At 38.6% G+C, this 22,853-nt stretch carries 24 protein-coding genes and 1 pseudogene; 2 read left to right on the plus strand and 23 right to left on the minus strand.

What is annotated here, in order from left to right; genetic code table 11:
- Positions 1 to 78 precede the first annotated feature (78 nt).
- Both BM163_RS05905 and BM163_RS05910 read right to left on the minus strand, forming a co-directional pair.
- Entirely contained in the window at positions 79 to 636 is a 558-nt protein-coding gene (locus tag BM163_RS05905; protein WP_089801166.1) for an SLOG family protein, read from the minus strand.
- The gene (locus BM163_RS05910; protein ID WP_089801168.1) at positions 629 to 985 is read right to left on the minus strand and encodes a DUF1798 family protein; all 357 of its coding nucleotides are present in this window, start codon (positions 983 to 985) and stop codon (positions 629 to 631) included. Before BM163_RS05910 ends, BM163_RS05905 begins: the two co-directional genes overlap by 8 nt.
- A gap of 271 nt (positions 986 to 1,256) precedes the next feature.
- Between BM163_RS05910 and recU the strand changes: the two genes are divergently transcribed.
- The gene (gene recU, locus BM163_RS05915) at positions 1,257 to 1,847 is read left to right on the plus strand and encodes a Holliday junction resolvase RecU (RefSeq protein ID WP_174787621.1); all 591 of its coding nucleotides are present in this window, start codon (positions 1,257 to 1,259) and stop codon (positions 1,845 to 1,847) included.
- Between the two features lie 21 nt (positions 1,848 to 1,868).
- Positions 1,869 to 4,400 (plus strand): PBP1A family penicillin-binding protein, encoded by a 2,532-nt coding sequence (locus tag BM163_RS05920; protein ID WP_089801173.1) that lies wholly within the window; start codon positions 1,869 to 1,871, stop codon positions 4,398 to 4,400.
- A 69-nt stretch (positions 4,401 to 4,469) separates the two neighbouring features.
- Here the strand turns inward: BM163_RS05920 and BM163_RS05925 are convergent, their stop codons facing one another.
- From BM163_RS05925 to aroA, 21 genes and pseudogenes are all read right to left on the minus strand, one after another.
- Positions 4,470 to 4,799: a YpoC family protein gene (locus BM163_RS05925; protein WP_089801175.1), complete on the minus strand. Its 330-nt coding sequence runs from the start codon at positions 4,797 to 4,799 to the stop codon at positions 4,470 to 4,472.
- Complete coding sequence (gene nth, locus BM163_RS05930) at positions 4,786 to 5,454, minus strand: endonuclease III (protein ID WP_089801177.1); 669 nt, start codon at positions 5,452 to 5,454, stop codon at positions 4,786 to 4,788. The genes BM163_RS05925 and nth overlap by 14 nt, the downstream gene beginning before the upstream one ends.
- Before the next feature lie 15 nt (positions 5,455 to 5,469).
- Positions 5,470 to 6,156 (minus strand): DnaD domain-containing protein, encoded by a 687-nt coding sequence (locus tag BM163_RS05935; protein WP_089801179.1) that lies wholly within the window; start codon positions 6,154 to 6,156, stop codon positions 5,470 to 5,472.
- 65 nt (positions 6,157 to 6,221) lie between these two features.
- Complete coding sequence (asnS, locus tag BM163_RS05940) at positions 6,222 to 7,514, minus strand: asparagine--tRNA ligase (protein WP_089801181.1); 1,293 nt, start codon at positions 7,512 to 7,514, stop codon at positions 6,222 to 6,224.
- A gap of 27 nt (positions 7,515 to 7,541) precedes the next feature.
- Positions 7,542 to 8,729 (minus strand): pyridoxal phosphate-dependent aminotransferase, encoded by a 1,188-nt coding sequence (locus BM163_RS05945; protein WP_089801183.1) that lies wholly within the window; start codon positions 8,727 to 8,729, stop codon positions 7,542 to 7,544.
- A 14-nt stretch (positions 8,730 to 8,743) separates the two neighbouring features.
- Positions 8,744 to 9,271 (minus strand): hypothetical protein, encoded by a 528-nt coding sequence (locus BM163_RS05950; protein WP_089801185.1) that lies wholly within the window; start codon positions 9,269 to 9,271, stop codon positions 8,744 to 8,746.
- Positions 9,237 to 9,410, minus strand: a complete 174-nt coding sequence (locus BM163_RS05955; protein WP_089801187.1) for a YpmA family protein — start codon at positions 9,408 to 9,410, stop codon at positions 9,237 to 9,239. The genes BM163_RS05950 and BM163_RS05955 overlap by 35 nt, the downstream gene beginning before the upstream one ends.
- Before the next feature lie 130 nt (positions 9,411 to 9,540).
- Entirely contained in the window at positions 9,541 to 12,198 is a 2,658-nt protein-coding gene (dinG, locus tag BM163_RS05960) for an ATP-dependent DNA helicase DinG (protein WP_089801189.1), read from the minus strand.
- Positions 12,199 to 12,232: 34 nt separating this feature from the next.
- Positions 12,233 to 12,622: an aspartate 1-decarboxylase gene (gene panD, locus BM163_RS05965; RefSeq protein ID WP_089801191.1), complete on the minus strand. Its 390-nt coding sequence runs from the start codon at positions 12,620 to 12,622 to the stop codon at positions 12,233 to 12,235.
- Between the two features lie 49 nt (positions 12,623 to 12,671).
- Positions 12,672 to 13,526, minus strand: coding sequence for a pantoate--beta-alanine ligase (panC, locus tag BM163_RS05970; protein WP_089801193.1), 855 nt, complete (start codon positions 13,524 to 13,526; stop codon positions 12,672 to 12,674).
- A gap of 1 nt (position 13,527) precedes the next feature.
- A complete protein-coding gene (gene panB, locus BM163_RS05975; RefSeq protein ID WP_089801195.1) occupies positions 13,528 to 14,358 on the minus strand; it encodes a 3-methyl-2-oxobutanoate hydroxymethyltransferase in 831 nt (276 codons plus the stop codon).
- A 10-nt stretch (positions 14,359 to 14,368) separates the two neighbouring features.
- The gene (locus tag BM163_RS05980; protein WP_229675517.1) at positions 14,369 to 15,346 is read right to left on the minus strand and encodes a biotin--[acetyl-CoA-carboxylase] ligase; all 978 of its coding nucleotides are present in this window, start codon (positions 15,344 to 15,346) and stop codon (positions 14,369 to 14,371) included.
- Positions 15,319 to 16,512, minus strand: coding sequence for a CCA tRNA nucleotidyltransferase (locus BM163_RS05985; protein ID WP_089801197.1), 1,194 nt, complete (start codon positions 16,510 to 16,512; stop codon positions 15,319 to 15,321). Before BM163_RS05985 ends, BM163_RS05980 begins: the two co-directional genes overlap by 28 nt.
- A gap of 174 nt (positions 16,513 to 16,686) precedes the next feature.
- The gene (gene mgsA / locus BM163_RS05990; RefSeq protein ID WP_089801199.1) at positions 16,687 to 17,088 is read right to left on the minus strand and encodes a methylglyoxal synthase; all 402 of its coding nucleotides are present in this window, start codon (positions 17,086 to 17,088) and stop codon (positions 16,687 to 16,689) included.
- Positions 17,089 to 17,104: 16 nt separating this feature from the next.
- The gene (dapB, locus tag BM163_RS05995) at positions 17,105 to 17,908 is read right to left on the minus strand and encodes a 4-hydroxy-tetrahydrodipicolinate reductase (RefSeq protein WP_089801201.1); all 804 of its coding nucleotides are present in this window, start codon (positions 17,906 to 17,908) and stop codon (positions 17,105 to 17,107) included.
- Complete coding sequence (locus BM163_RS06000) at positions 17,895 to 18,260, minus strand: nucleotide pyrophosphohydrolase (RefSeq protein WP_089801203.1); 366 nt, start codon at positions 18,258 to 18,260, stop codon at positions 17,895 to 17,897. The genes dapB and BM163_RS06000 overlap by 14 nt, the downstream gene beginning before the upstream one ends.
- Before the next feature lie 122 nt (positions 18,261 to 18,382).
- A complete protein-coding gene (lhaT, locus tag BM163_RS06005; RefSeq protein ID WP_089801205.1) occupies positions 18,383 to 18,988 on the minus strand; it encodes a lipoprotein heptaprenylglyceryl N-acetyltransferase LhaT in 606 nt (201 codons plus the stop codon).
- 8 nt (positions 18,989 to 18,996) lie between these two features.
- A complete protein-coding gene (locus BM163_RS06010) occupies positions 18,997 to 19,578 on the minus strand; it encodes a ReoY family proteolytic degradation factor (protein WP_089801208.1) in 582 nt (193 codons plus the stop codon).
- A gap of 62 nt (positions 19,579 to 19,640) precedes the next feature.
- Entirely contained in the window at positions 19,641 to 20,906 is a 1,266-nt protein-coding gene (locus BM163_RS06015; RefSeq protein WP_089801210.1) for a tetratricopeptide repeat protein, read from the minus strand.
- A 156-nt stretch (positions 20,907 to 21,062) separates the two neighbouring features.
- Positions 21,063 to 21,457: pseudogene (locus BM163_RS06020) on the minus strand (RNA-guided endonuclease InsQ/TnpB family protein); the annotation flags it as partial.
- A gap of 93 nt (positions 21,458 to 21,550) precedes the next feature.
- Positions 21,551 to 22,834, minus strand: coding sequence for a 3-phosphoshikimate 1-carboxyvinyltransferase (gene aroA / locus BM163_RS06025; RefSeq protein ID WP_089801300.1), 1,284 nt, complete (start codon positions 22,832 to 22,834; stop codon positions 21,551 to 21,553).
- Positions 22,835 to 22,853: the final 19 nt, after the last annotated feature.

Below are 22,853 nucleotides of genomic sequence, written 5' to 3' on the forward strand. Positions count from 1 at the left end.
AAAGGTTGTTCTGTTTTTATCCACTTATTTTATTATAACAAACTTCTGCTATAATTATAGTGACGAACATACCATCGGTCAATAGTCATCATAAATAGCCGTGCATTCTTGTAGTTCACGACTGACTTCTTCTAAATCTAGCGGTGTAATATAAAACCGGGGATGTTCATCTTCTTTTTTTATTGTGTCAAGATAAAATGATACACTTCCTGGGAAGTCTTCATCAACTAATATTAGGCTGGCATCAGCCTTATTAAGAAAGAACTGATTCTTCATCTTAAATTGGCCGGGGTTTTTATAGCCCCCCTGATACAGTGCATTATAATAATCCACAGCGAGTATAAGTGATTGATATTTTTCTTTATCTGATTCTTTCCAACGACTATCTTGTTCATCAAATGGTGCGATAATAGCTATTTTTATATCATAGTCTTCTTGTAAAGCCAAGCAGACATCTACACACCAAAGTTCAATACCTAATTGCCCCGAAACAATCACCCATTCTAATCCTTCTTCAATTAACGTTATTAATTTTTTCTCTATTGCTTTTTTGATAATGGTCACGCGCGGGTCTTGTTCTAGTCGAATGCCAAGTTCAAATGATTTATACCCCGTCACTGATAGCACTTTAGTCATGTTGATACTCCCTTAAAACCATATCAAATACAACATCAACTGATTTTACCAACTCATTAAATCGCGCATCGGTTGTATCATGATAAAAACTGTGCATGATGATTAATTCCATATTTTCTCGGGTAGACTGTATGAGTGATGGGTGGAGTGGGAGGGCATGGGACCTGATATCGTGAAGTATGGCCTTTTCCCATTCCTCAAATAAGAAGAAATGTGGTGTCACTTCTTTTTGTATATGTTTAAATGCTTCTCTATCATTTAATCTAACTGACGTACCTTTATCGTTGTAGCGACTAAAACAAGCTTGCTTGATTTGATCCATTGTTTTTGTTTGTGATAAAACAGACATGACGCTTCACCTCTTGATTCATACTTTAGCATGGATCGCCCTTATTGACAATCAAGAGGGCGCCTGAATGTGTGCTGTCTTTCGCATCATCTACTCACATGCAAACGTACGTTTTATATGTTATAATAACAGGGGCATAGGACTCAACTTTTTAGGATTAACACACCATGATTTTCTAGTGTTTTATCAGTCAAAAGCCTTAAAATAGTATTTTTCGCTAGCCAATGATTCTTTTTTTGATATGATATTTTTTAAGCAGGAGGGATGTTTTTTGAATTACCCAAACGGTAAAAAGGTCTATACAAACCATCACGTAACAAACAAGCAACCCCAAGACCAATTTAGTAATCGCGGGATGACTCTTGAAAAAGATATTGATGAAACAAATCGCTATTATTTGAATCGCGGCCGCTGTGTTGTCCACAAAAAGCCAACACCCGTCCAAATAGTAAAGGTTGATTATCCTAAGCGGAGTGCCGCTGTGATTAAAGAAGCGTACTTTAAACAGGCCTCTACAACGGATTACAACGGCCTCTACAAAGGAAAATACCTTGATTTTGAAGCGAAAGAAACACGGAATAAAGGCTCTTTTCCCCTTAGTAATTTTCATGCTCATCAAATTGAGCATATGGAACATGTTGTTAAGCACGAAGGGATATGTTTTGTCATTATTCGTTTCCAGGCTTATAATGAATCATATATGTTTCCCGCAGTGAAACTTTTTCCGTACTGGCATCGTCAATTCAAAGACGGAAGAAAATCTATTCCTTATGACGTTATTAAGTCAGAAGGCGCTATTATACCGTCGGGATACCCTGCTTTGGTTGATTATTTATCTGTTATCGACCAACTGTTTTTTTAAGTATGAATGGAGGAAAAACCAATGTCTGATCAATACAAGTCGCGTAGCGAAAAGCGACGCCAAGAACAGATGAAACAAAACAAGAAGAAAAAACAAACGACAAAAAAGAAGGTACCTGTTAAAAAGATCTTTCTTACGCTACTAGTCCTCGCTTTAATCGTCGCTGTTGGTGTTGGAGGTTTATTTGCCTACTACATTTCAAAATCACCTGAACTTGACCCAGAGAAATTAAGTGTACCAGCGTCAAGTAAAGTATATGACAAAGACAATGAGCTATTTGCTGATATCGGTGAGGAACAACGTGTGAAAGTAAGTTACAACGATCTCCCTCCCGTATTAGTTGATGCAGTATTAGCAACAGAGGATGTCCGATTTTTTGATCACTTTGGGATTGATGTTCGACGAATTGGTGCAGCGGTTTTAGCGAATATCACCGATGGTTTCGGTTCTCAAGGGGGCTCAACTATCACTCAACAAGTTATTAAGGGGGCCTTTTTATACCCTGATAAAACACTTGAACGTAAAGTGCAAGAACAGTGGTTAGCCATTCAATTAGATTTATCTTATTCTAAAGAAACCATCTTAGAAATGTATTTAAACCGTATTTACTATGGATCTGCAGGATACGGGGTTGCTACTGCGGCGCAAAACTATTTTGGCATCACTGATTTAGATGATTTAAGTTTAGCGCAAGCAGCACTGCTTGCTGGGTTACCCCAAAGACCGTCAGCTTATGACCCGACGGTCAATCCAGACCTGGCTAAAGAAAGAATGGAGACGGTACTTGACTTAATGGTACGTCACAATAAAATTACTGAAGAAGAAGCTAATGAAGCACGGGCAGTTCAGATCGAAGACATGTTGAATGTCTCAACGGCATCACGTACTCGCCATACGGATTTCTTAGACCAAGTTCAGCGAGAACTTGCTGAAAAATACGACATCGATTTATATAATGATGGTGTAGAAGTCTATACAACGATGGATCGTAACGCGCAAAGTTATGTAGAATATTTATTATCCGATGATAGCCCTGTTGCTTACTCTGATGATAAGTTACAATCTGGGTTATCCGTTGTTGAAACAAACACCGGAGCGATTCGCGCCCTTGGTGGTGGACGGAACCGAGAAGCAGGTGGCTTTAATATGGCGATACAAGCCAAACGCCAGCCAGGTTCAGCGATTAAACCTATCTTTTCATACGGACCTGCCATCGAGTATTTAAATTATTCAACATATGAACAAATGCCAGATAACGGTCCATATGAAGTTTCCGGTTCTTCACCTATTAATAACGTTGGCCAGTACCGTGGTCAAATCTCACTTAGAACAGCACTAGAGCACTCCTCTAACGTTGTAGCAACATATCTATTTGACCAAATCGGCGCTAGTCAAGTGCGTGAATTTGCCGAAAAATTAAATTTAACAATCCCTGATGGTGGCTTAAATGTCCGTGACTCGATTGGTGGGTCTAAGTTTGAAGCTTCTACTCTTGAAATGGCCGCTGCCTATGCTGCCTTTGGAAATGGTGGTTTATATACCGAACCATATAGTATTGTTGCTATCGAATTTCCTGACGGGAGACGTATTGAAGCAGAGCCTGAAACAACCGTGGCTATGTCTGATGCTACCGCCTACATGGTGACAGATATGATGAAATCTGTTGTCCGCTCCGGTACAGGAACACGTGCAAATGTCTCTGGCGTTCCAGTAGCCGGTAAAACAGGAACAACAAATAACAATGTTGATAAATGGTTTGTTGGCTTGAGTACCAATTATTCTATTGGTGTATGGACTGGCTATTCCGATAGCTCAACCGAACCTGTAAAAGGAAATGATAATCACAACTCACAGTTACTTTTTAAGTATGCAATGACTGAACTATCAAAGAATACTGACGTCTCTGATTTTAGTCGACCTGATAGCGTTGTATCTGTTCAAGTCGAAAGAGGATCTAACCCTGCTCAGCTTCCAAGTGATTTTACACCGAGCGATCAAATCGTGACGGAGTTATTTAAACGCGGTACAGAGCCAAAAGCTGTATCAGATGCTTATGAGGAACTGAATCCGGTAAGTAATTTACGCGCGCAATATGATGAGGCAACAAACAGTATTAATGTCACGTGGGAACATAATCAATCTGATGATATGCCAATAGAGTTTGAAGTTACGTATCAATCAGATGGTGGTCAATCTCAAGTGATAAATACGTCAGCAAACGCCTTAACCATAGAAGCAGTGCAACCCGAAACCATGTACACCATTAACGTTACCGCGTTTCATTCTGAAAACGCCACGTTAACAAGTGAAACAAAAACAATTGAAATTATGACACCACGAGAACAAGAAGAAGAACCTGAAGTACCAGAAGAGGAATTACCTGAGGATATTCCAGAAGATAATCAACCTAATGGTAACAACGGGAACAATGGAAATAGTAACGGTAACGGAAATGGTAACAATGATGACACACCTGATGATAATGTGTCCAATGATGACGATGAACCGGATGATGAACCGGATGATGATGATGCGTCAGAAGACGCTGCCTAAAAGAAGACGCCCTTCAATCGTGAAGGGCGTCTTCTTTCTGCTGTTCTTAATGTTATGCCAATTTACTGATTAAACCATTTTATCCATGATGGCTTTTTTCGCATAAAGTTTTTCAACCTCTTCGTACAGTGTTTCAAGCTGTAAAAAGGCATGATATTGTTTTAAATTAGCGTCTAAATAATCTAACCGCTCTTTAATGTTGATAGGTTTAAGTTGCAAAGACTCAGGATTTTTTTCTAGATCTGTTTCAGCATTTAATTGATAGAGTAAGTGTTTAAAATGTTTGACCGCCTTAGACATTGGTTCAATTGCATCTTTATATCTTCGCGCATCAAACAAAGCTTGAATTTCTGGTTTTTGTTGATCAAAATAATCAAATAAGGGCTCACGATGTGCCATTTACTCGCTCCTTTTTACGTAATCTTTTCTGCCCCTCACGGCATAACGTGAGTAATGGGCACGCATCACAGTTTGGATTTCTTGCTTTACAATGATATCTCCCGAAAAAAATCATGCGATGATGCGTATCACTCCACTCTTCTCTTGGAATTTTTTTCATCAATGTCTTTTCTACTTCAAGTGGTGAATCCTTCCACCGAGCAATACCTAAACGTTTAGACACGCGCTCAACATGGGTATCAACCGCAATAGCTGGTTCACCAAAAGCAACTGACATCACAACATTGGCTGTTTTTCTTCCAACCCCTGCGAGCGACTCTAACTCTTCATGTGTTTGAGGAACAACGCCATCAAAATCATCGAGTAGTTTCTGAGAAAGTTTTTGAATATTTTTTGCTTTATTACGATATAAGCCAATCGATTTTACATCTTGCTCTAACTCTTGAAGTGAGACGGCTAAATAATCTTCTGGTCTTTTATACTTTTCAAATAAATCTTTGGTCACTTTATTGACTAATTGATCGGTGCACTGGGCTGATAATGCTACAGCGATGACTAATTCAAATGGATTTTCATGTTCTAGCTCACACCAAGCATCAGGATACATTTGGGCCATAGTATCAAGTACAATACGGATATTCTTATTCGTTAACACATACTTCCCCCTCTCTTAGTCCTCTGCATCATCTAACCAATTATAATAAATAGCAGGATCAACTTTTTCGCGAGGTGCTTTATCTGGCGCTGTTTGATGCTGATGATATTTCTTTCCTGCCTGCTTAGCTTGGTCAACAGATTTAACCCCTTTCTTCTGCCATTCTTGTAAGATGCGGTCAATGTATTTAAAGTTTAGTTTACTCAAAAGTACGGCTTCCCTTAAAGCTTGTTGGATAAGTGTCACATCATAGTGATCTTCATCTAGCCAAATATTGATGGTCTCTATTTCAATTGGTGATAACACACGGCCAAATTCACGTTCGAATTGTTTAAACACTTCAACACTCTGATCCGTCGGAGTCGTTCTTTTCGGCTCCTCTTTCGTGTATAGTGCATTGAAGATTAGCTCAAAAGAATAATATTCATCAACAATCCCTTCACCATTATTAATCTCTTCAATTGTCATTAAGTTTTTTTGCATCATTTGTCGTAAACTTCGACTGACGACTTGTTCATCAAAACTTGTATAACGAGCCATTTCTGACGGTGTAGGAAACATGATACCATCTGATTGAAACCGTAATAACTGCAAGATGACAATCAATTCTGTCTCATCTAGCCCCAGTTGACGGTAACGCATAATCAAACGTTTAGATAGTGTCATCTGATCACGCATAAATAATTCAAAATGGTTCTTCATTCTATCACCTCTTCTCCGATGTTGAAAACCCTCGGAAAACATCCGAGGGTTGACTTTTTAAAATATTATGGGTACAAACGGTTAAGTAAACGAGGAAACGGAATCGTCTCACGGACGTGTTCTACACCGCTAAACCAAGCAACCGTACGTTCTAAACCTAAACCAAAACCGGCATGCGGCACAGAACCGTATTGACGCAGTTCTAAATACCATTGATAAGCATCACCCGATAAATTGTGCTCTTCATAACGTTGTTTCATTAAATCTAAATCATCAATCCGTTGAGAGCCACCAATAATTTCACCGTATCCTTCTGGTGCGATCAAATCTGCACACAAAACAACGTTTTCGTTATTTGGATCAGGTTTCATGTAAAATGCTTTTATATCTTTTGGATAGTGCGTAATAAAGACAGGCTTATCAAAACTTTCAGCAATGGCCGTTTCATGTGGTGCGCCAAAATCTTCTCCCCACGCAATATCGTCAAAGCCTTTTTCTTTTAATAAGTCAATCGCTTCATCATACGTAATTCTTGGGAACGGCGCTTGAATACTTTTCAGTTTCTCGACATCACGTTCTAATACACTTAATTCTAGACCACAGTTATTAACAACTGACTGAGCTAAAAAGCTCACATATTGCTCCTGCACTTCTAGACTTTCTTCATGTTCCATGAACGCCATTTCCGGTTCAATCATCCAGAATTCAATCAAGTGGCGACGCGTTTTCGACTTTTCCGCACGGAAAGTAGGTCCAAATGAAAATACTTTACCGAAAGCCATGGCAGCTGCCTCCATATATAACTGACCACTTTGAGACAGATAAGCTTCCTGATCAAAGTATTGTGTATGGAATAATTCTGTTGTTCCTTCTGCTGCTGAGCCGGTTAATATTGGTGGGTCAATTTTTATGAAATCTTCTTTATTAAAGAATTCATATGAAGCACGAATGATTTCATTACGTATTTTCATCACCGCATGTTGACGTTTTGATCTTAACCATAAGTGACGATGGTCCATTAAGAATTCTGTCCCATGTTCTTTCGGTGTAATAGGAAAATCTACGGCTTCATGAATCAGCTCGATATTTCTTACTTGTAATTCATAACCGAATGGTGAACGTGTATCTTCAACAACTATACCTGACACGTAGACAGATGATTCTTGAGTTAAAGATTTGGCTAAATTAAATACCTCTTCAGATACTTCTGCCTTAACGACAACACCTTGAATAAACCCAGTACCATCGCGTAGTTGTAAAAAGGCGATTTTCCCACTTGAACGCTTATTGCTTAACCATGCGCCCATCGTTACTTCTTCATTGACATGTTGACTCACTTTACTAATTGTTGTTTTCAAAAAACTTCCCTCCAAAACTGTTCTCTCTTATATTTTTGCATGGCGTTCAATAAAACGTGACATGCGCATAATCGCTTCTTGTAATTGTTCTTTTTTAATCACATAAGATAACCGAATGTTTTCAGGTGCACCAAAACCGGTACCTGGAATTACCGCAACTTGTTCTTCTTCAAGTAATGCCGTTGAAAATTCATCTACATCTTTAAATCCACACATATCCATTGCTTGTTTAACGTTAGGGAATAAATAAAACGCACCTTGAGGCTTGATACAGGTAACACCTGGTAGTTTTATTAATAAATCATACATGTAATTTAATCGTTCGTTAAACGACTCGACCATGGCGTGAATTTCTTCTTCGTCATGGTTATATGCAGCGAGTGCTGCATATTGGCTGATCGTTGTTGGATTAGAGGTTGAATGGCTACACAAGTTAGTCATCGCTTTAATGATTGTCTTACGCCCAACTGCATACCCAATTCGCCAACCTGTCATTGCATGAGATTTTGATACACCATTAATAATTACCGTTTGCTTTTTTAATTGCTCAGACAAAGAAGCGATCGACACATGAGGTGTATCCGTGTAAATCAATTTTTCATAGATTTCATCCGACACAATAATTATATTATGTTTAATACAGACTTCACCCAATGCTAGTAATTCCTCTTCTGTGTACATCATGCCCGTTGGATTACTTGGTGAATTAATAATTACCGCCCGTGTTTTTTCTGTGATAGTTGCTTCAAGTTGATCTTTCGTCAATTTATATTGATTTTCTTGTTCACCTGTCACAAATACAGGGACACCTTCGGCTAACTTAATTTGCTCTGGGTAACTCACCCAATAAGGTGTCGGGACGATTACTTCATCCCCTGGATTCAACAGGACTTGAAACAATGAATATAATGCATGTTTAGCCCCCGTTGTAACAACCACCTGATCTGCCCCATAATCAATGCCTTGGTCTTTTAATAATTTACGAGCGATGGCTTCCCTAAGAGGCAAGATGCCACTTGAAGGGGTATAGCGTGTAAGACCTTCATACATCGCCTTTTTGGCTTCATCAACAATATATGTAGGTGTATTAAAGTCAGGTTCCCCTGCCCCTAAGCCAATCACATTATGCCCACTATCTTTCAGCGCTTTAGCTTTGGCAGTAATCGCTAAAGTGGTTGAAGGTGTTAATGTTTGCACCCTTTTTGCTAATTGCATAATATCACCTTTCTCTATTCAAGATTATTTTTTAGTGTCAGTCCACTCTCATATGTACCATCTGCTAAATTGTAATAATCATAACGCAGAGCACCTCGTGTATCTTTAGAGATGATTTCTACGATCGGCGTTGATCCTCTTAACCCTACATTTACATGCCTAATACTTACATTTTCACGTGATGATTTAAAACTTGAGACAATCTGTTCAACAGGTTGGGCACGCTCTATTCGATGACTAATAACTGGCGCTTCTTCATCTATTTGATCAACAAAATAGTAGACAGAGTCTTCTTGTTGTTTCGTATAGACGACATGGTAATAGCTATCCCCATGAAAACGTGTGATCGCTTCAATATCAGTTTCGATGATATCTTCACTTAAACGCGAGCGCGTATCATTTATACCTATATCTCGGTTATCTCTTACGACACTATATAAGTAAGTGCTGTAACTGAGAAAGAATAGCACTATCAGCACGAGGCATAGCCCAACAATTTTAACTAGATTAAGTTCGATAGATTGTGAAGATTGCTGTTTCATCGTCATCCTCATCTAAACTAAGCCCAAACATTAAATCATCATCTTTTAATGTACGGTTAAGGCTGTCTACAATTTTATATAACTCAGGGTTATTTTGTAATTTCACAGTTGATAATGTTTCAATTTTTTCGTGACGCATAGAATCCCAACCTTTTTATTTTTTTGTCATTCGTAAAATATAACCAACCTTGTTTCATTATAGCAGGTTTTACTGATAAAAATCATATGAAACCGCGGTTTTTCTTATTTTTTAAATGAATCAAACGTTTTTATGGTTCTGTTGATTCTGTTTGTAAAAATTGTTGTGCGATATCAATAATCTCAGATGTTCGTCTATGATAGATAGGTAGTTCAGGTAATGATTGGATAAATATACGGCCATACTCTTTAGTTACAAGACGGTCATCAGTAACCACAACAATGCCTGTATCACTAGCGGAACGAATTAAGCGACCAAATCCTTGTTTAAAACGTAAAACAGCATCCGGTAAAGAATACGCATAAAAGCCTGACTGACCTTGGCTTTCCAAACGCTTCAATTTTGCTTTTACAACAGGCTGACTCGGCGATTGAAAAGGCAAGCGTGCAATGATCACACACTTTAAATCATCGCCTGGGATATCTAATCCTTCCCAAAAAGCATGCGTACCTAATAGAATAGCTTGATCAGTATGTTGGAAATGTTTTTTTAATTTTTCGTGACTTCCACTTGAAATACCTTGAGCGATCAAGACATAATCATCCTGAAAAAGTTCTTGTAGGAGATGATATGTTTCTTTTAACATTTGATAAGAATTAAATAAAATCAACATCCGGCCCTTGGTAATTTCAGCAAGACTAAAAACCAGTTCGCTAATCGCTTCCACATAGGGCAAGACATCTGTCTGATCAATTCGAGGAAAATCATTTGGTACTAAAACACGCACATGGTCTTCTGTTGGGTACTGGGCAGGAAAGCGGTAAGTTTGAATAGCGTGCGATGTACCTAACTGCTCTTTTATATAATCAAAGCGATGATTAACTGTTAAAGTCGCGCTTGTTAAAACCAGTGCACGTGATGCATTTAAGTAATACGTATCGACACATTTTGAAATATCAACAGGCTTTTTAAAAAACGCTATAGGACGCTGTTGATGGTTAAAGTCTATCTCAACCCAATGCACCTCATGATCCGTTACTTGATAGAAAAACTGATCATACGGCGTTAGGAAATCTGAAATTAATGGGGTTAAATCATCGCGAATAAGTGGATGACTTGTCTCATTCACTTCAAGTAAAAGCCCTTTTAGTAAGACTTTAAATCGTTCATACATTAACTGCATATCAAAGAATAACTGGCTTGATGTATCAAGAATTAATACCTTTTTCATCGTTTGTCTGTTCGTCTCTCTTTGGACAAGATGGCTCACATAATCCGTAAACAACTGATAATCATACTTAATGTCTTCTAATGTTTCCTTGACAGATTCCGTTAAATGATTAAAGGTCTTTAAGCGATGGATTAATTGATTGAGCAGAGGGTGAATGGCTTCTGTTAAAAACATCAATCCTTCTTCTTTCTCAATAACTTCAGGTAAATGATGCCCTTCATCAATAATTAAATGCCCTATATCTGTTGATTGTTGTACCAACATTTGATGTAGTAGTGCATGATTTACCACGACCAAGTCTGCTTGTTCCACTCGCGCACGTTTATGTTCGTAATAACTAAAGGCGTGGTTCTCTGATGCATCAAACCGATGAGAAAATTGATTAAACAACTGATAACCGCTTTTAGGTAATTGAATTTCATCAATATCTCCTGTCACTGTTTTAGTTAGCCAAATCAATACAATCGCTTTAGTTAAAGTAAAGTCATAATGGTCATTGTCAGTTTTGACAATCCACTCACTAAATCTCTTCAAACTAATATATTGATTCTTGCCTTTAAGGACTTCCACACGAACATCAAAAGGTAATAGATTGTTTAAACGCGGGACTTCTTCGTGAAGCAATTGTTTTTGTAGTTGCTTTAAGTACGTACTGATCCATACTTTGTCCCCTGTTTTTCTAGCAAAATAAGCAGCCGGTAATAGATAAGCTAAAGTTTTCCCCAATCCTGTGCCAGCTTCAATAAACGTATGCGTCCGACTCGTAAATGCATGATAAATCGCTTCACTCATAGCTTTTTGTCCAAGTCTTAGCCGATGAGTTGTTTTATCTTCAAGCCCCTCAAGCAATGCACCAAATGAGCCAACGGAGGTCTCTCTCGTTTCTTTTACAACAGGAGGAACGCGTTTGATCGCAAGGCCATAATGGTAATCAAACCCTTCATCTTCTCCCTTTTCTTTGTACTGATGTATCCACGTCTGAATAAGTGGTGCCAAATCACTTTTTAATTTCTCAGCAAGTGGGAGAAGTTTTTTTAGTGTTGTCTTTGGTAGCCCCTGGAGTTGTTTTAATAAATAGCCTAAGACTTCAGCTGTGACAGAAGCATCTGATAAGGCGCGATGCGGATTATCATGTCCAAGCGATAAAAAATGTGCTAACTGATTTAATTTAAAACCCGGAGACTCAGGTAATATCATGCGACTTAATTCGACGGTATCCAAAGTAGGAACTCCAAGAGGTTGCAACCCAATACGTTCAAATTCTTGATTTAAAAAACCTAAATCAAACGGGACGTTATGCGCAACAAAATAACTATCCTTAAATAAACCATGTATCTCACTAGCGACTTCTGTAAAGGTAGGTTGGTCCATCACCATTGCATTATTTATACCAGTTAAGTGCTCAATAAAACGCGGAATGTGTTTATTTGGATTGATCAACGTTTGATATGTGCGAATAATTTCTTGATTGCGATAGATGACGACCCCAATCTCAATAATACGATCGCTTTTTTGATTTCCTGTTGTTTCTAAATCGACAACCGCAAATGTCGTCATCCTATATCACCCCCAATTAAAGTATCGTCTTCTATCATGACGTATATAGTGTCACCGGTGGTTCTTGATCTAACATATCCGTGATCACATTATCTTCATTCAGCAGAGCCACTTTAGGTTTAAAGTTGGGCAATTCCTCATCTGTAACCAGCGCATAACTTACAATAATAACGATATCATCCGGTTGCACGAGTCGACTCGCCGCACCATTTAAACAAATCATCCCACTATTTCTTTTCCCTGGAATCACATACGTTTCAAGTCGTGCACCGTTATTATTATTAACAATTTGAACTTTCTCATGAGGGAGTAAATCAATCGCCTCCATGAGCGCTTGATCAATCGTAATACTCCCTACATAATTTAAATTCGCTTCGGTAACACGTGCCCGGTGGAGCTTCCCTTTCATCAATGTACGTAACATAAGCTATTAATCCCTTCTTCTGTTTCACTTTTTGTTTAAAGAACAGCCATTATTCCTCATTACACGTCATGATTATATTATCAATTAAACGTGCCTTAGAAAAATTCACCGCACATGCAACAATAAGCGTCCCCTTTAATTCACTGACTTCTTCAAGTTCAGGATAACTCAAGATTTCGATATAATCAATCGTACCCGTTGTCTCTACTTCGATTTTCGTTTCCACTAACTGCATGACTTCTTGCTTTGTTTTAATACCTTGTTTCATCTGTTGTACCGCTTCTTTAAGCGCACAGTAAATCGTTGGCGCCATCGTTCGTTCCTCGGGAGTTAAATTCACATTTCGACTGCTTTTTGCTAGACCATCCGCTTCTCTTACCGTTTCAATCCGTCGTAATATCGTATCAAAATGAAGGTCTTGAATTAATAAATCAACAACAGCAACTTGTTGTGCATCTTTTAAGCCAAAATAAACACGCGTTGGCTCAGTGATATGAAATAGCTTTGAAAGAACAGTTAAGACACCACTGAAGTGACCAGGACGGGTTCGATCACAAAGCACACCGATGCGTTTTTGCAAGGTCATTGTAATGCCCATCGCTTGTGGATATATTTCAGATACTGGTGGCATGAAAAGCACATCAACACCTATATTTTTACATACAGTCACATCGTGTGTTTCATCACGCGGATATACATCTAAATCTTTCGTGTCATTAAACTGTAATGGATTGACAAATACACATACGACGACACAGTCATTTTCCTCTTTTGCATGCGTCATCAATGATACGTGGCCCTCATGTAAATACCCCATCGTTGGAACGAAACCTATTGTCTTTTCATTTTTTTTAGCCGTTTTAACAAAACAGCGCATATCTTCAACTGTTCTAATAATCTGCACGTCACTCACCCCCATCAAGAGTAACATCTGGATCTAATTGATAGGTGTGCATAGCCGTTGGAAACTTACTTTCCTTCACATCGTTAACGAACGCATGTAGCGCTTTTGTCGTGATGTCGTTTAAGTCAGCATAAGGTTGAACAAATTTAGCTAAGCGTTCCGTCCCGTATTGTAACAGATCGTGATACACCAGCACTTGGCCATCACAGCTTGGACTTGCCCCAATACCAATTGTCGGAATCGTCAATCGTGATGTGATCAATTTTGCGAGTGGCTCTGGTATGCCTTCTAAAACACACATCACCGACCCGCTTTTTTCTATTGCCATGGCTTCTTCAATTAAGCGATGAGCTGAAGCATGATCTTTACCTTGTACTTTAAATCCTCCCATAATATTTACCGACTGAGGCGTTAAGCCTAAATGACTGACCACAGGTATTCCTGCAGCGGTTAGTCGTTCTGTGAGCTCTAATACTTGTGCTGAAGCACCCTCAACCTTCAATGCTTGAGCGCCTGTTTCTTGAAACAGGCGTCGTGCGTTGTGAAGACTTTCTTCTAAAGAAATATGGTAGCTCATAAAAGGCATATCGACAATCACAAATGTTTGCTTGGCTCCTCGACGGACCGCTTTTGCATGATGCAGCATATCAGCGACGGTCACATCAGTCGTTGATTCATACCCTAGCATAACCATACCTAAAGAATCACCAACCAAAATTAATTCAGCACCTGATTTTTCAACCGCTTTTGCTGATGGATAGTCATAAGCAGTGATCATAACCATTTTTTCATTCGCTTGTTTCATTCGATAAAAATCAAGAATTGTTTTCATTAGAACCTCCTTAAAACCAATCGATTTCAGCTGAATACAGATAATCTTTTATGCCGTCTTTTTCAACAACGAGCGCTCCGTCTTCATGAATACCGATAAATGTACCTGAGAATGTTTGTTTGTTTTTTTTATATGTTAACTCTTCACCTAGTCTAAAGGCACTTTGTTCCCACTCTTCTTTAAATGTTAAAAAACCTTCCTTTAAAAAAGCTTCGTACAGTGCTTCAAAATTTTTCAGGAAATCTTGAATAAAATGCCGTCTTTTAAAATGATCGCCTGTTTCAATCAATAAGGAGGTTACCTTATCTTTAATATCATCTGAAAATTCATCTGGACGATGATTAATGTTAATACCTACACCAATAACCATATAGTGTATACGGTCCTGTTCCGCTTGCATTTCCGTCAAAATACCAGCAAGCTTCCTACCGTTGATCAAGACATCATTAGGCCATTTAATTTGTGGCTGTAGTGTTGTTTTTTGTTTAATCGTTCTGATGAGCGCAATCGCCGTAATTAACGTGAGTTTTTGCGCATGTAACGGGGGTATGTCTGGTCGTAAAATAAAACTAAACCAACCACCATTTTTATTCTCCGATTGAAAACGGCGCTGTAATCTTCCTCGGCCTTTTAATTGTGAATCAGTCACGATTAAATACCCTTCCGGTGCATTTTCTCTTGCTCTCATATGGGCTATATCTTGCGTTGATTCGACTTGTTCATGGTACTCTAATGTTTGACCTAGTACACGGGTATCCATGCCCCAAAAAAGGGTGTTTTCACTGACTTTATCCGGCATATCTATTAAGCGATAACCTTTATTCGGTACGGCTTTAAAGTGATAACCGTCTTCTTCCAGATGTTTCATCTGCTTCCACACAGCCGTTCGTGAAATACCTAATTCATTGGATAGCCACTGGCCAGATACATACGTATGCATATTTTGTGACAATAATTGTATTAAACGTTCTCTGTTGGATAGGACCACTTGACCCACTCCTTTAGTTGTTCTTGTTGATTTTTTAACTGTCCGGTAATAATTTTTTTCTCTAATAACTCTAGAATGTCCCCAATCCACGGACCACGTTGTCGATGAGGAAACATCATTTGTAAATCACGACCTGATATCGCCATGTCTTGTCGTGATTGAATAGGCAGTGCTCGTTTAAGCGATTGAAGATAGGTTGTTGAAAATTCATGATGATATAAAGCCATTAACAGCCGATTAAATCGATCTATATGATGATAGTCAAGGTGATACATTATTTCTTGGAGCATAACTCCTTCTTTAAATGCTTCTAAACAATCGACCAATGATTGACCGATTACCTTTTCTTTGTTTGAAAAACGGTAAACATTAGCTAAAGATGTAACATTTAATGCAGAATTTTTCATCGTTAAGTAAACGAACACGTCGACAAGCGCAAAAAATGGTTGACTAACCGACAACTCGGCTAAAGTTTCATTAAGGTCTTTAAAGATAGGGAGTGTTCGTAACAATTGTATCGTGACGGATTTTTTTATTATCTGGTGAAAATGAGCCCCACTCACACATTTATCAAGCTCTATTTTTATTCGTTCCATCGCCACAGTATTAATGAGCGATCGCTGCTTTAACAAAGCCGATGTGGTCTGTTGATCCATAGAAAAACCAAGTTGAGCACTAAAACGAATCGCTCGCAACATTCTTAGTGGATCCTCATTAAATCGGCGATTCGCTTGACCAACAGAACGAATCATATGTTGTTGAATATCAGATTGACCATGAAATGGGTCAATCAACTCCCCCTTAGGCGTTAATGCGATTGCATTCATCGTAAAATCGCGCCTTGCTAAGTCTTTGATAATGTCATCAACAAAACTTACACTATCCGGGTGTCGATAGTCGCTATATGTCGACTCTTCTCTTAAGGTTGTCACTTCAAATGATTGATGATTATGACGCACAATCACCGTACCATGCTCTATTCCAACAGGAATGACTTGATCAAATAGTTCAATGACTTCTATCGGCAAGGCACTTGTTGCTATATCAATATCATTAATTGGGCGATGCATTATATAATCCCTGACTGATCCCCCAACAATAAATGCATGATGCCCTGCTTCTTTAAGTCTTGATAAGATGGGCATTGCCGGTTCAAATACGTCCATAATGACAATCCTTTCTCTTTTTTCATTACACTGATTTTAACATACTCATGGAATTTTGAGAATGTAAACAATAAGATTAGTTTTGTTAACAATCAAAAACACCTTTAATCATGACTTAAGTCACAATTAAAGGTGTTTAGCTAAACTTGAAATTCCACGACATTACGTTCACACTTAATGATTTTCAATCACATCTCGCCACTGAAAAAAACCTGCTTCAAGAGCCCGAATCATCACCTCAGCCCCTGCTAAGTTTGTGACAAGTGGAATTTGATACACATCACACAAACGCATTAATGCACTAATATCCGGCTCATGCGGCTGCGCTGTTAGTGGATCTTTAAAGAAAATCACGAGATCCATCTCATTTTCAGAGATTTTTGCGCCTATTTGTTGATCTCCTCCGAGCGGTCCTGAGTTAAAGCGATAAACATCTAAACCCGTTGCCTCAGTAATACGTGTCCCCGTCGTACCTGTTGCAAACAATTCATGCTGCGCTAAAATATGTTTATACGACACTGTGAAAGTGATCATTTCTTTTTTCTTCTCATCATGTGCAATTAAAGCGATTTTCATTTTTCTACCTCCTCTATTAATCCATCATTAAGTGTTCAAGACCATAGACTAAATCTGTTAGTTTTACAACTTTGTCAATGGCGAACTTGATTCCTGACATAAATGATTCTCGATGGAATGAATCGTGCTTTAACGTAAAATTCTCTCCAGGTCCACCAAAGATAACTTCTTGATGGGCAACAAGACCTGGTAACCTTACACTATGAATACGCATACCATCAAAATCAGCTCCACGCGCGCCATCAATCGTTTCATGTTCTTCTGGATGACCTTGTGATTTTTGTTTACGTGTTTCTTGGATAAGTTCAGCTGTTTTTACTGCCGTACCCGAAGGTGCATCAAGTTTTTGATCGTGATGCTTTTCAATGATTTCAACATCTGGGAAATATTTTGCTGCGGTCTTAGCGAATTGCATCATTAAAACAGCCCCCATAGCAAAGTTAGGAGCAATCACGGCACCAATTTGTCTTTCTTTACTAATAGCTGTTAATTCTGCAAGTTCCTCTGAAGTAAATCCAGTCGTTCCTACAACAGGGCGAACATCATGTAAAAGAGCCGCTTTTGTATGTTTAAAACCAACCTTAGGTGAGGTTAAATCAATCAGTACATCGGCATTCACTGCCTCCAAACATGTATTGATATCATTGTAAAACAATGCATCAAAATCTGGTAATCCTTCTACTTCTTTAACTTGCATCCCCGTGTGTTGTAAATCAACACAACCTACGAGCTCAAGGTCATTATGTTTTTTTATCATACGCAATGCTTCACTGCCCATTTTACCACTTGCCCCTGCTACTACTACTTTAATCGTTTTCATCTATCTCCACTCCCTCTTTTTTGGTAAAGCGATCTTTATCACGCGTTTCTATTTTCGTCATCGCGGCATCAAATGCGACAGCCACATCAATATCTAAACTATTTGCAAAGGAGAGTAACACAAAAAAAAGATCCCCAAGTTCATTTTCTATTGTGTTAGGCTCTTCCGAGGCTTTCTTTTTCTTTTGACCATAGACATGATTAACCTCTCTAGCCAACTCACCCAACTCTTCAGTAAAGCGGAGCATCATTCCTTCTGGACTAAAATAACCTTCTTTAAATTGACTAATAAATTGATCAACACGTTTTTGCATCTGTGACGTATCATATTTATCCTGACTTGTATGTATCATAAGAACGTTCCTCCTTTACTAGGCTGGTTGTTTTTTCAGAAAACAGCAAATTTAATGACAAAGCTAACATCATTGTACAAAAAAAATCAGCTGTTTTCAACGAAGAAGACAGCTGACGGGTATTATTTTTGATTAATAAACGTGTTTAATTGCTTATTTTTCCAATGATTAGACAAATAATATACTAAACCCACACTTATTAAACTTAACCAAAAAGTGAAATAGGCTATTTGTGGCATGAAGTCACTTAATGAACGATATGACGGCATCATGCCGTATACATAATCGATAAAGTCATTGTGAAGTGTCCAAATAAGAACAATCACAACATGTTTAGCTGTAAATCGGTAAAATGGAAGGTACAATATACCTTGGACAGCCATTGCCGCATGTGAAAAAATCAACATGTAACCCGCAGCAGAAAGCGTACCAGTTGAAATAAGCATCAACAGATTCATCACAACTGCCCATACACCATATTTAAGTAACGTAATAGCGGCTAAGGCTTCAATAACCGGCCATGACCGATTGAGGAGTAGCGCTACTAAAAATAATGTAAAAAACAAACTTGCCGTTGGAGAATCAGGTACAAATAGTAAAAAACGTAACGGCGTTTGCCGAAGTTGAGGTAAATACCATATATAACCATAAATTGTGCCTACTACATTAATAATCAAAAGCAACCATATAAAGGCACGATGTTTTAATAACGTATATAAATAAATCATCTCTGGCCTCATTTCTTTTTCATTGGCTGCACATGTGGCAGTGTCATCGCCTTTTCAGTTAAATAGCGTTGTAGCTGCAATGACAACACATTAAATTGCGCGTGATCACCTTCATCTAAACAGCGATCAATTTCTTTTCTAAGCCACGCTTCATAACCAACCTCTAATGTCGTGTCTAATAAGTCCTCAATCGTTCGTCGATCTTGTTCCTGAACATAGTAATCATCTGGAATAAACGGATTGTCTTCTAAGACACGATGATAATCTAAACTACGTTTCACACCATCAAAACTTAATTCGATGTAGAGTGGTTCGCCTTTATTTAGACGCACATCATGAAAAGCTTTATCAACATCCGCTGTAACAAGTTGATTATTGTAAAATTTAAAGCCCGGCTTTTTTGCCCCTTCAGCTGATATTAACCAGCCTCGTTTTGCATACTGTACATCGTAGACAAAATGAACCGATTCGAGTAAGTCATCTTCTCTCATTACATAATGTAGGAGATACACAACTTCTCTTTGCTTCACTTTATACCTATTCAAAAACCAATGCAGACATGATTTTTTACTATCAATAGAAATGGTCATTTTTTCACCCTCTTAATTTTGAACATCTAAACCCATGATGTGCTGTTGTGTTTCGATTGAGATCATGAAGGTTCTCCACTATCTCCTAAGCGCTCAAGATAATTTTCAATTTCATAATCGGTGACATCAAGCGATAAATAGCGCTGAAACACTTCTTTAGCTTCTTGATGTTTACCCTCTTCTACCAAGAAATAACCATATGCTTTTAAAAAGTCTACGTCATCTTTAAATTCATCATATGCTTGATTGTAATAGAGGTATGCTTCTGAGTAATTTTCTACTGCGTCGCATGCTTTTGCTAACTCCCATAAATAGTAGCCATCTTCTTCACCTTGGTCTAGTATATGCGTTAACAGATCAATAATCGCCTCATCATCTCCATCTTCACGGTAATTTTCTACTAGGAATAAGACCGCTTCTTTATATCCAACATCTACGGCAACAGCTTCACGGGCGTATTGATAACTATTTTCACGTTCACCATTTCTTCTAGCAAGACCCGCAACGGTTAACAAGAGTTCTTTATTGAGCGGTAAGAAATCTAAGCCTCGTTTACTTATGGAGTAGGCTTCTTTAATTAACCCTTCCTCTTCGTATACGTCGGCTAAGGGCATATAAACAGAAGGATATTCAGGTTCTAGGTCAATGAGTGACTCCCATGCTTTAATCGCAATGTCATTTCGATGCGCTTGTCTGGCTACAAAACCATATTGGAAGAGAGTTTCTTCATCTTCGTGTTCAAATTGCGTAAAATGTTCAAGTGCTGATTCAAATTCACCAATTTGAGCGTAACTTTCTGCTAATCGGTGATCAATGTTAACTTCAGCCATCTGATCTTTTGTTTGCTTGACTTTCAAATAGTGTGGAATCGCGCGTTGGTATTCACCATTTGAAAAAGATAATTCAGCCCGCGCAAAGTCAATCAATATTTCATTGGGTGCCAGCTGCTTGGCAGTGACTAATTTATGATCGGCAACTTCAAATAAGCCTTGTGTTTGGTAAAGATCGGCTTGGGTCAATAAACTTTCTAAATAGTGTGGGTCATGTGAATCAATTTGATTGAGTAACGTCAAGGCAGCCTCATCATCCTCTAAATCAATGTATATTTCACTTAAGACTAACTTAAGCTCCGTCTCATCTGGGTAGTGTGTATAAAGCCGTTCTAAAATCTCTTTAGCCTCTGGTAGTAGACCTAACTGTATATATAAATCACTGATAACAAATTGTTCATCATCATTTGCTCCTGGTAAAAACTCCTTTAGTACCGTTAATGCCTCTTCGGTTTGTTCTTGTTCAATTAATTGAATAGCATGATAAATTTCTTCCATCACATAACGTCCCTTCTTTTTACCTTGTATTAAAACTCTAAAAATGATGCCCCCTTTGCGAACGACCCACCACTTAGGTTCTTGGGAGGTAGCTGCTTTTACTAGCCACCTATATTGACCAAGCTAACCCTCTTGTTCCAAGAGTTTAAATTTTTTTCAGGCACTTGCTAATAAGCGAATACCTTCTTTTTTGATATTGCGTGCTGAATTATGGTCCCTATCTCCAACATAACCGCATGAACAGGTGTATGTTCTAACACGCATTGGCATAGGTTTGATATTGCCACAAGTCGAACACATCTGAGTAGAAGGAAACCATTTATCAATTTTTTTCAGTTGTTTTCCTTGTTCTTTTAGTTTGTACGCTAAGAAAGAAGTAAACATTCCCCACCCATTATCATGAACGCTTTTACCAAACTTTAAGGCTTGCGACATCCCTTTCATATCTAAGTCCTCGATGATGATGGCATCATGCGTCGTCACCAATTCTTTTGATTTGTGGTGAAGAAAGTCTTACGTTGATTGACCACTTTCTCTTGAATTTTGGCTAATCGAATAGTCTTATCATACAAAAAAAACAGCTGAACTTCAATAAAAACACCAAGCGATTCCAAAGAAGCGCTTGGTGTAAATAAATGAGGGCTTTATATGTGTATTAATGCCTCTAAATGTTCAAAGAATGTCGGATAAGACACATTAATCGCCTCTTTATCCGTCAAAGTTGTTTCTCCTGTTGCGATGAGTGAAGCAATCGCAATCATCATGCCGATACGATGATCACCAAAAGAGTCCACCTTGGCACCTGTAAGTGTTTGATCACCTTCAATAATCATGCCATCTGGTGTCGGTTTAAGTTGACAACCAAATTGACGCAAAGTAGCTACCACACTCTCAATACGGTCTGTTTCTTTAAAACGTAATTCTTCAGCGTCTTTTATGATTGTTTGTCCATTTGCTTTCGTCGCAAGTAAAGCAAGAATCGGAATTTCATCAATCATTCGTGGAATAATATCGCCCTCAATGACAGCACCGGTTAGTTCTTGATAACTTACCGTGACATCACCAATAACCTCCCCGCCAATGTGTTTCGTTTCTTTTATGTCTAACTTAGCACCCATCAGTTTAACCGCATCTAATATACCTGTACGCGTAGGATTTAATCCAACGTCCTTTAGCGTTACACAGCTACCCGGTACAAGGAGAGCCGCAACAATAAAGAACGCCGCTGAAGAAATGTCGCGCGGCACTTGAATCTTTGTCCCCGTTAAATGTTGCCTTCCCTCAATACTAACAGCTAAGCCATCTACTTTAACATCCGCACCGAAAGCTTTAAACATATTCTCCGTATGGTCACGTGTCTTTGTGGATTCAATCACAGTTGTAGTCCCTTCCGCAAGTAAACCACCAAGCAATACACCTGACTTTACTTGAGCACTTTTTACTTCAGGTGTAAAAGTGATCGCAGAGAGTTGCTGGCCACGAATTGCCAGTGGTAAAAACTTCCCTTTTTCACGCCCGTCAATTTTCGCCCCCATCTCTCGTAGAGGAATTGCCACACGGTCCATCGGACGTTGAGTCAATGAATCATCTCCGTAGAGAGTTGTATGAAATGGCAGACCACTTAATACGCCTAAAATAAGACGCGCTGTTGTGCCTGAGTTTCCTAAATCAATCGGTTGCAAAGGTTCTTTAAATGACTGGTACCCCTCGCTGTCTATAATCACCTGTTCTCCGGATTGGGTGATTCTCACACCCATCGATTCAAATGCTGCAATTGTCGTCAAGCAATCGTCACCCGTAAGGAAATTTTTGATTTCTGTTCTCCCTTTAGCAAGCGCGCCAAAAAAAACAGCACGGTGAGAAATCGATTTGTCTCCTGGAACAAAACATTCACCTGACAATGGGTGATTTGTTTTATTTAACGTCATGTCACTCAAACTTAGCCCT

This window comes from Halolactibacillus alkaliphilus, assembly GCF_900115465.1.
GTDB classification, from domain to species: Bacteria; Bacillota; Bacilli; order Bacillales; family Amphibacillaceae; genus Halolactibacillus; species Halolactibacillus alkaliphilus.

Coding starts and splice junctions, on each gene's coding strand:
- BM163_RS05905 (WP_089801166.1), bottom strand. CDS start 636: ATGACTAAAGTGCTATCAGTGACGGGGTATAAATCATTTGAACTTGGC.
- BM163_RS05910 (WP_089801168.1), bottom strand. CDS start 985: ATGTCTGTTTTATCACAAACAAAAACAATGGATCAAATCAAGCAAGCT.
- BM163_RS05920 (WP_089801173.1), top strand. CDS start 1,869: ATGTCTGATCAATACAAGTCGCGTAGCGAAAAGCGACGCCAAGAACAG.
- BM163_RS05925 (WP_089801175.1), bottom strand. CDS start 4,799: ATGGCACATCGTGAGCCCTTATTTGATTATTTTGATCAACAAAAACCA.
- BM163_RS05935 (WP_089801179.1), bottom strand. CDS start 6,156: ATGAAGAACCATTTTGAATTATTTATGCGTGATCAGATGACACTATCT.
- BM163_RS05945 (WP_089801183.1), bottom strand. CDS start 8,729: ATGCAATTAGCAAAAAGGGTGCAAACATTAACACCTTCAACCACTTTA.
- BM163_RS05950 (WP_089801185.1), bottom strand. CDS start 9,271: ATGAAACAGCAATCTTCACAATCTATCGAACTTAATCTAGTTAAAATT.
- BM163_RS05955 (WP_089801187.1), bottom strand. CDS start 9,410: ATGCGTCACGAAAAAATTGAAACATTATCAACTGTGAAATTACAAAAT.
- dinG (WP_089801189.1), bottom strand. CDS start 12,198: ATGACGACATTTGCGGTTGTCGATTTAGAAACAACAGGAAATCAAAAA.
- panD (WP_089801191.1), bottom strand. CDS start 12,622: ATGTTACGTACATTGATGAAAGGGAAGCTCCACCGGGCACGTGTTACC.
- panB (WP_089801195.1), bottom strand. CDS start 14,358: ATGAAAACAATTCTTGATTTTTATCGAATGAAACAAGCGAATGAAAAA.
- BM163_RS05985 (WP_089801197.1), bottom strand. CDS start 16,512: ATGGACGTATTTGAACCGGCAATGCCCATCTTATCAAGACTTAAAGAA.
- mgsA (WP_089801199.1), bottom strand. CDS start 17,088: ATGAAAATCGCTTTAATTGCACATGATGAGAAGAAAAAAGAAATGATC.
- dapB (WP_089801201.1), bottom strand. CDS start 17,908: ATGAAAACGATTAAAGTAGTAGTAGCAGGGGCAAGTGGTAAAATGGGC.
- BM163_RS06000 (WP_089801203.1), bottom strand. CDS start 18,260: ATGATACATACAAGTCAGGATAAATATGATACGTCACAGATGCAAAAA.
- lhaT (WP_089801205.1), bottom strand. CDS start 18,988: ATGATTTATTTATATACGTTATTAAAACATCGTGCCTTTATATGGTTG.
- BM163_RS06010 (WP_089801208.1), bottom strand. CDS start 19,578: ATGACCATTTCTATTGATAGTAAAAAATCATGTCTGCATTGGTTTTTG.
- BM163_RS06015 (WP_089801210.1), bottom strand. CDS start 20,906: ATGGAAGAAATTTATCATGCTATTCAATTAATTGAACAAGAACAAACC.
- aroA (WP_089801300.1), bottom strand. CDS start 22,834: ATGACGTTAAATAAAACAAATCACCCATTGTCAGGTGAATGTTTTGTT.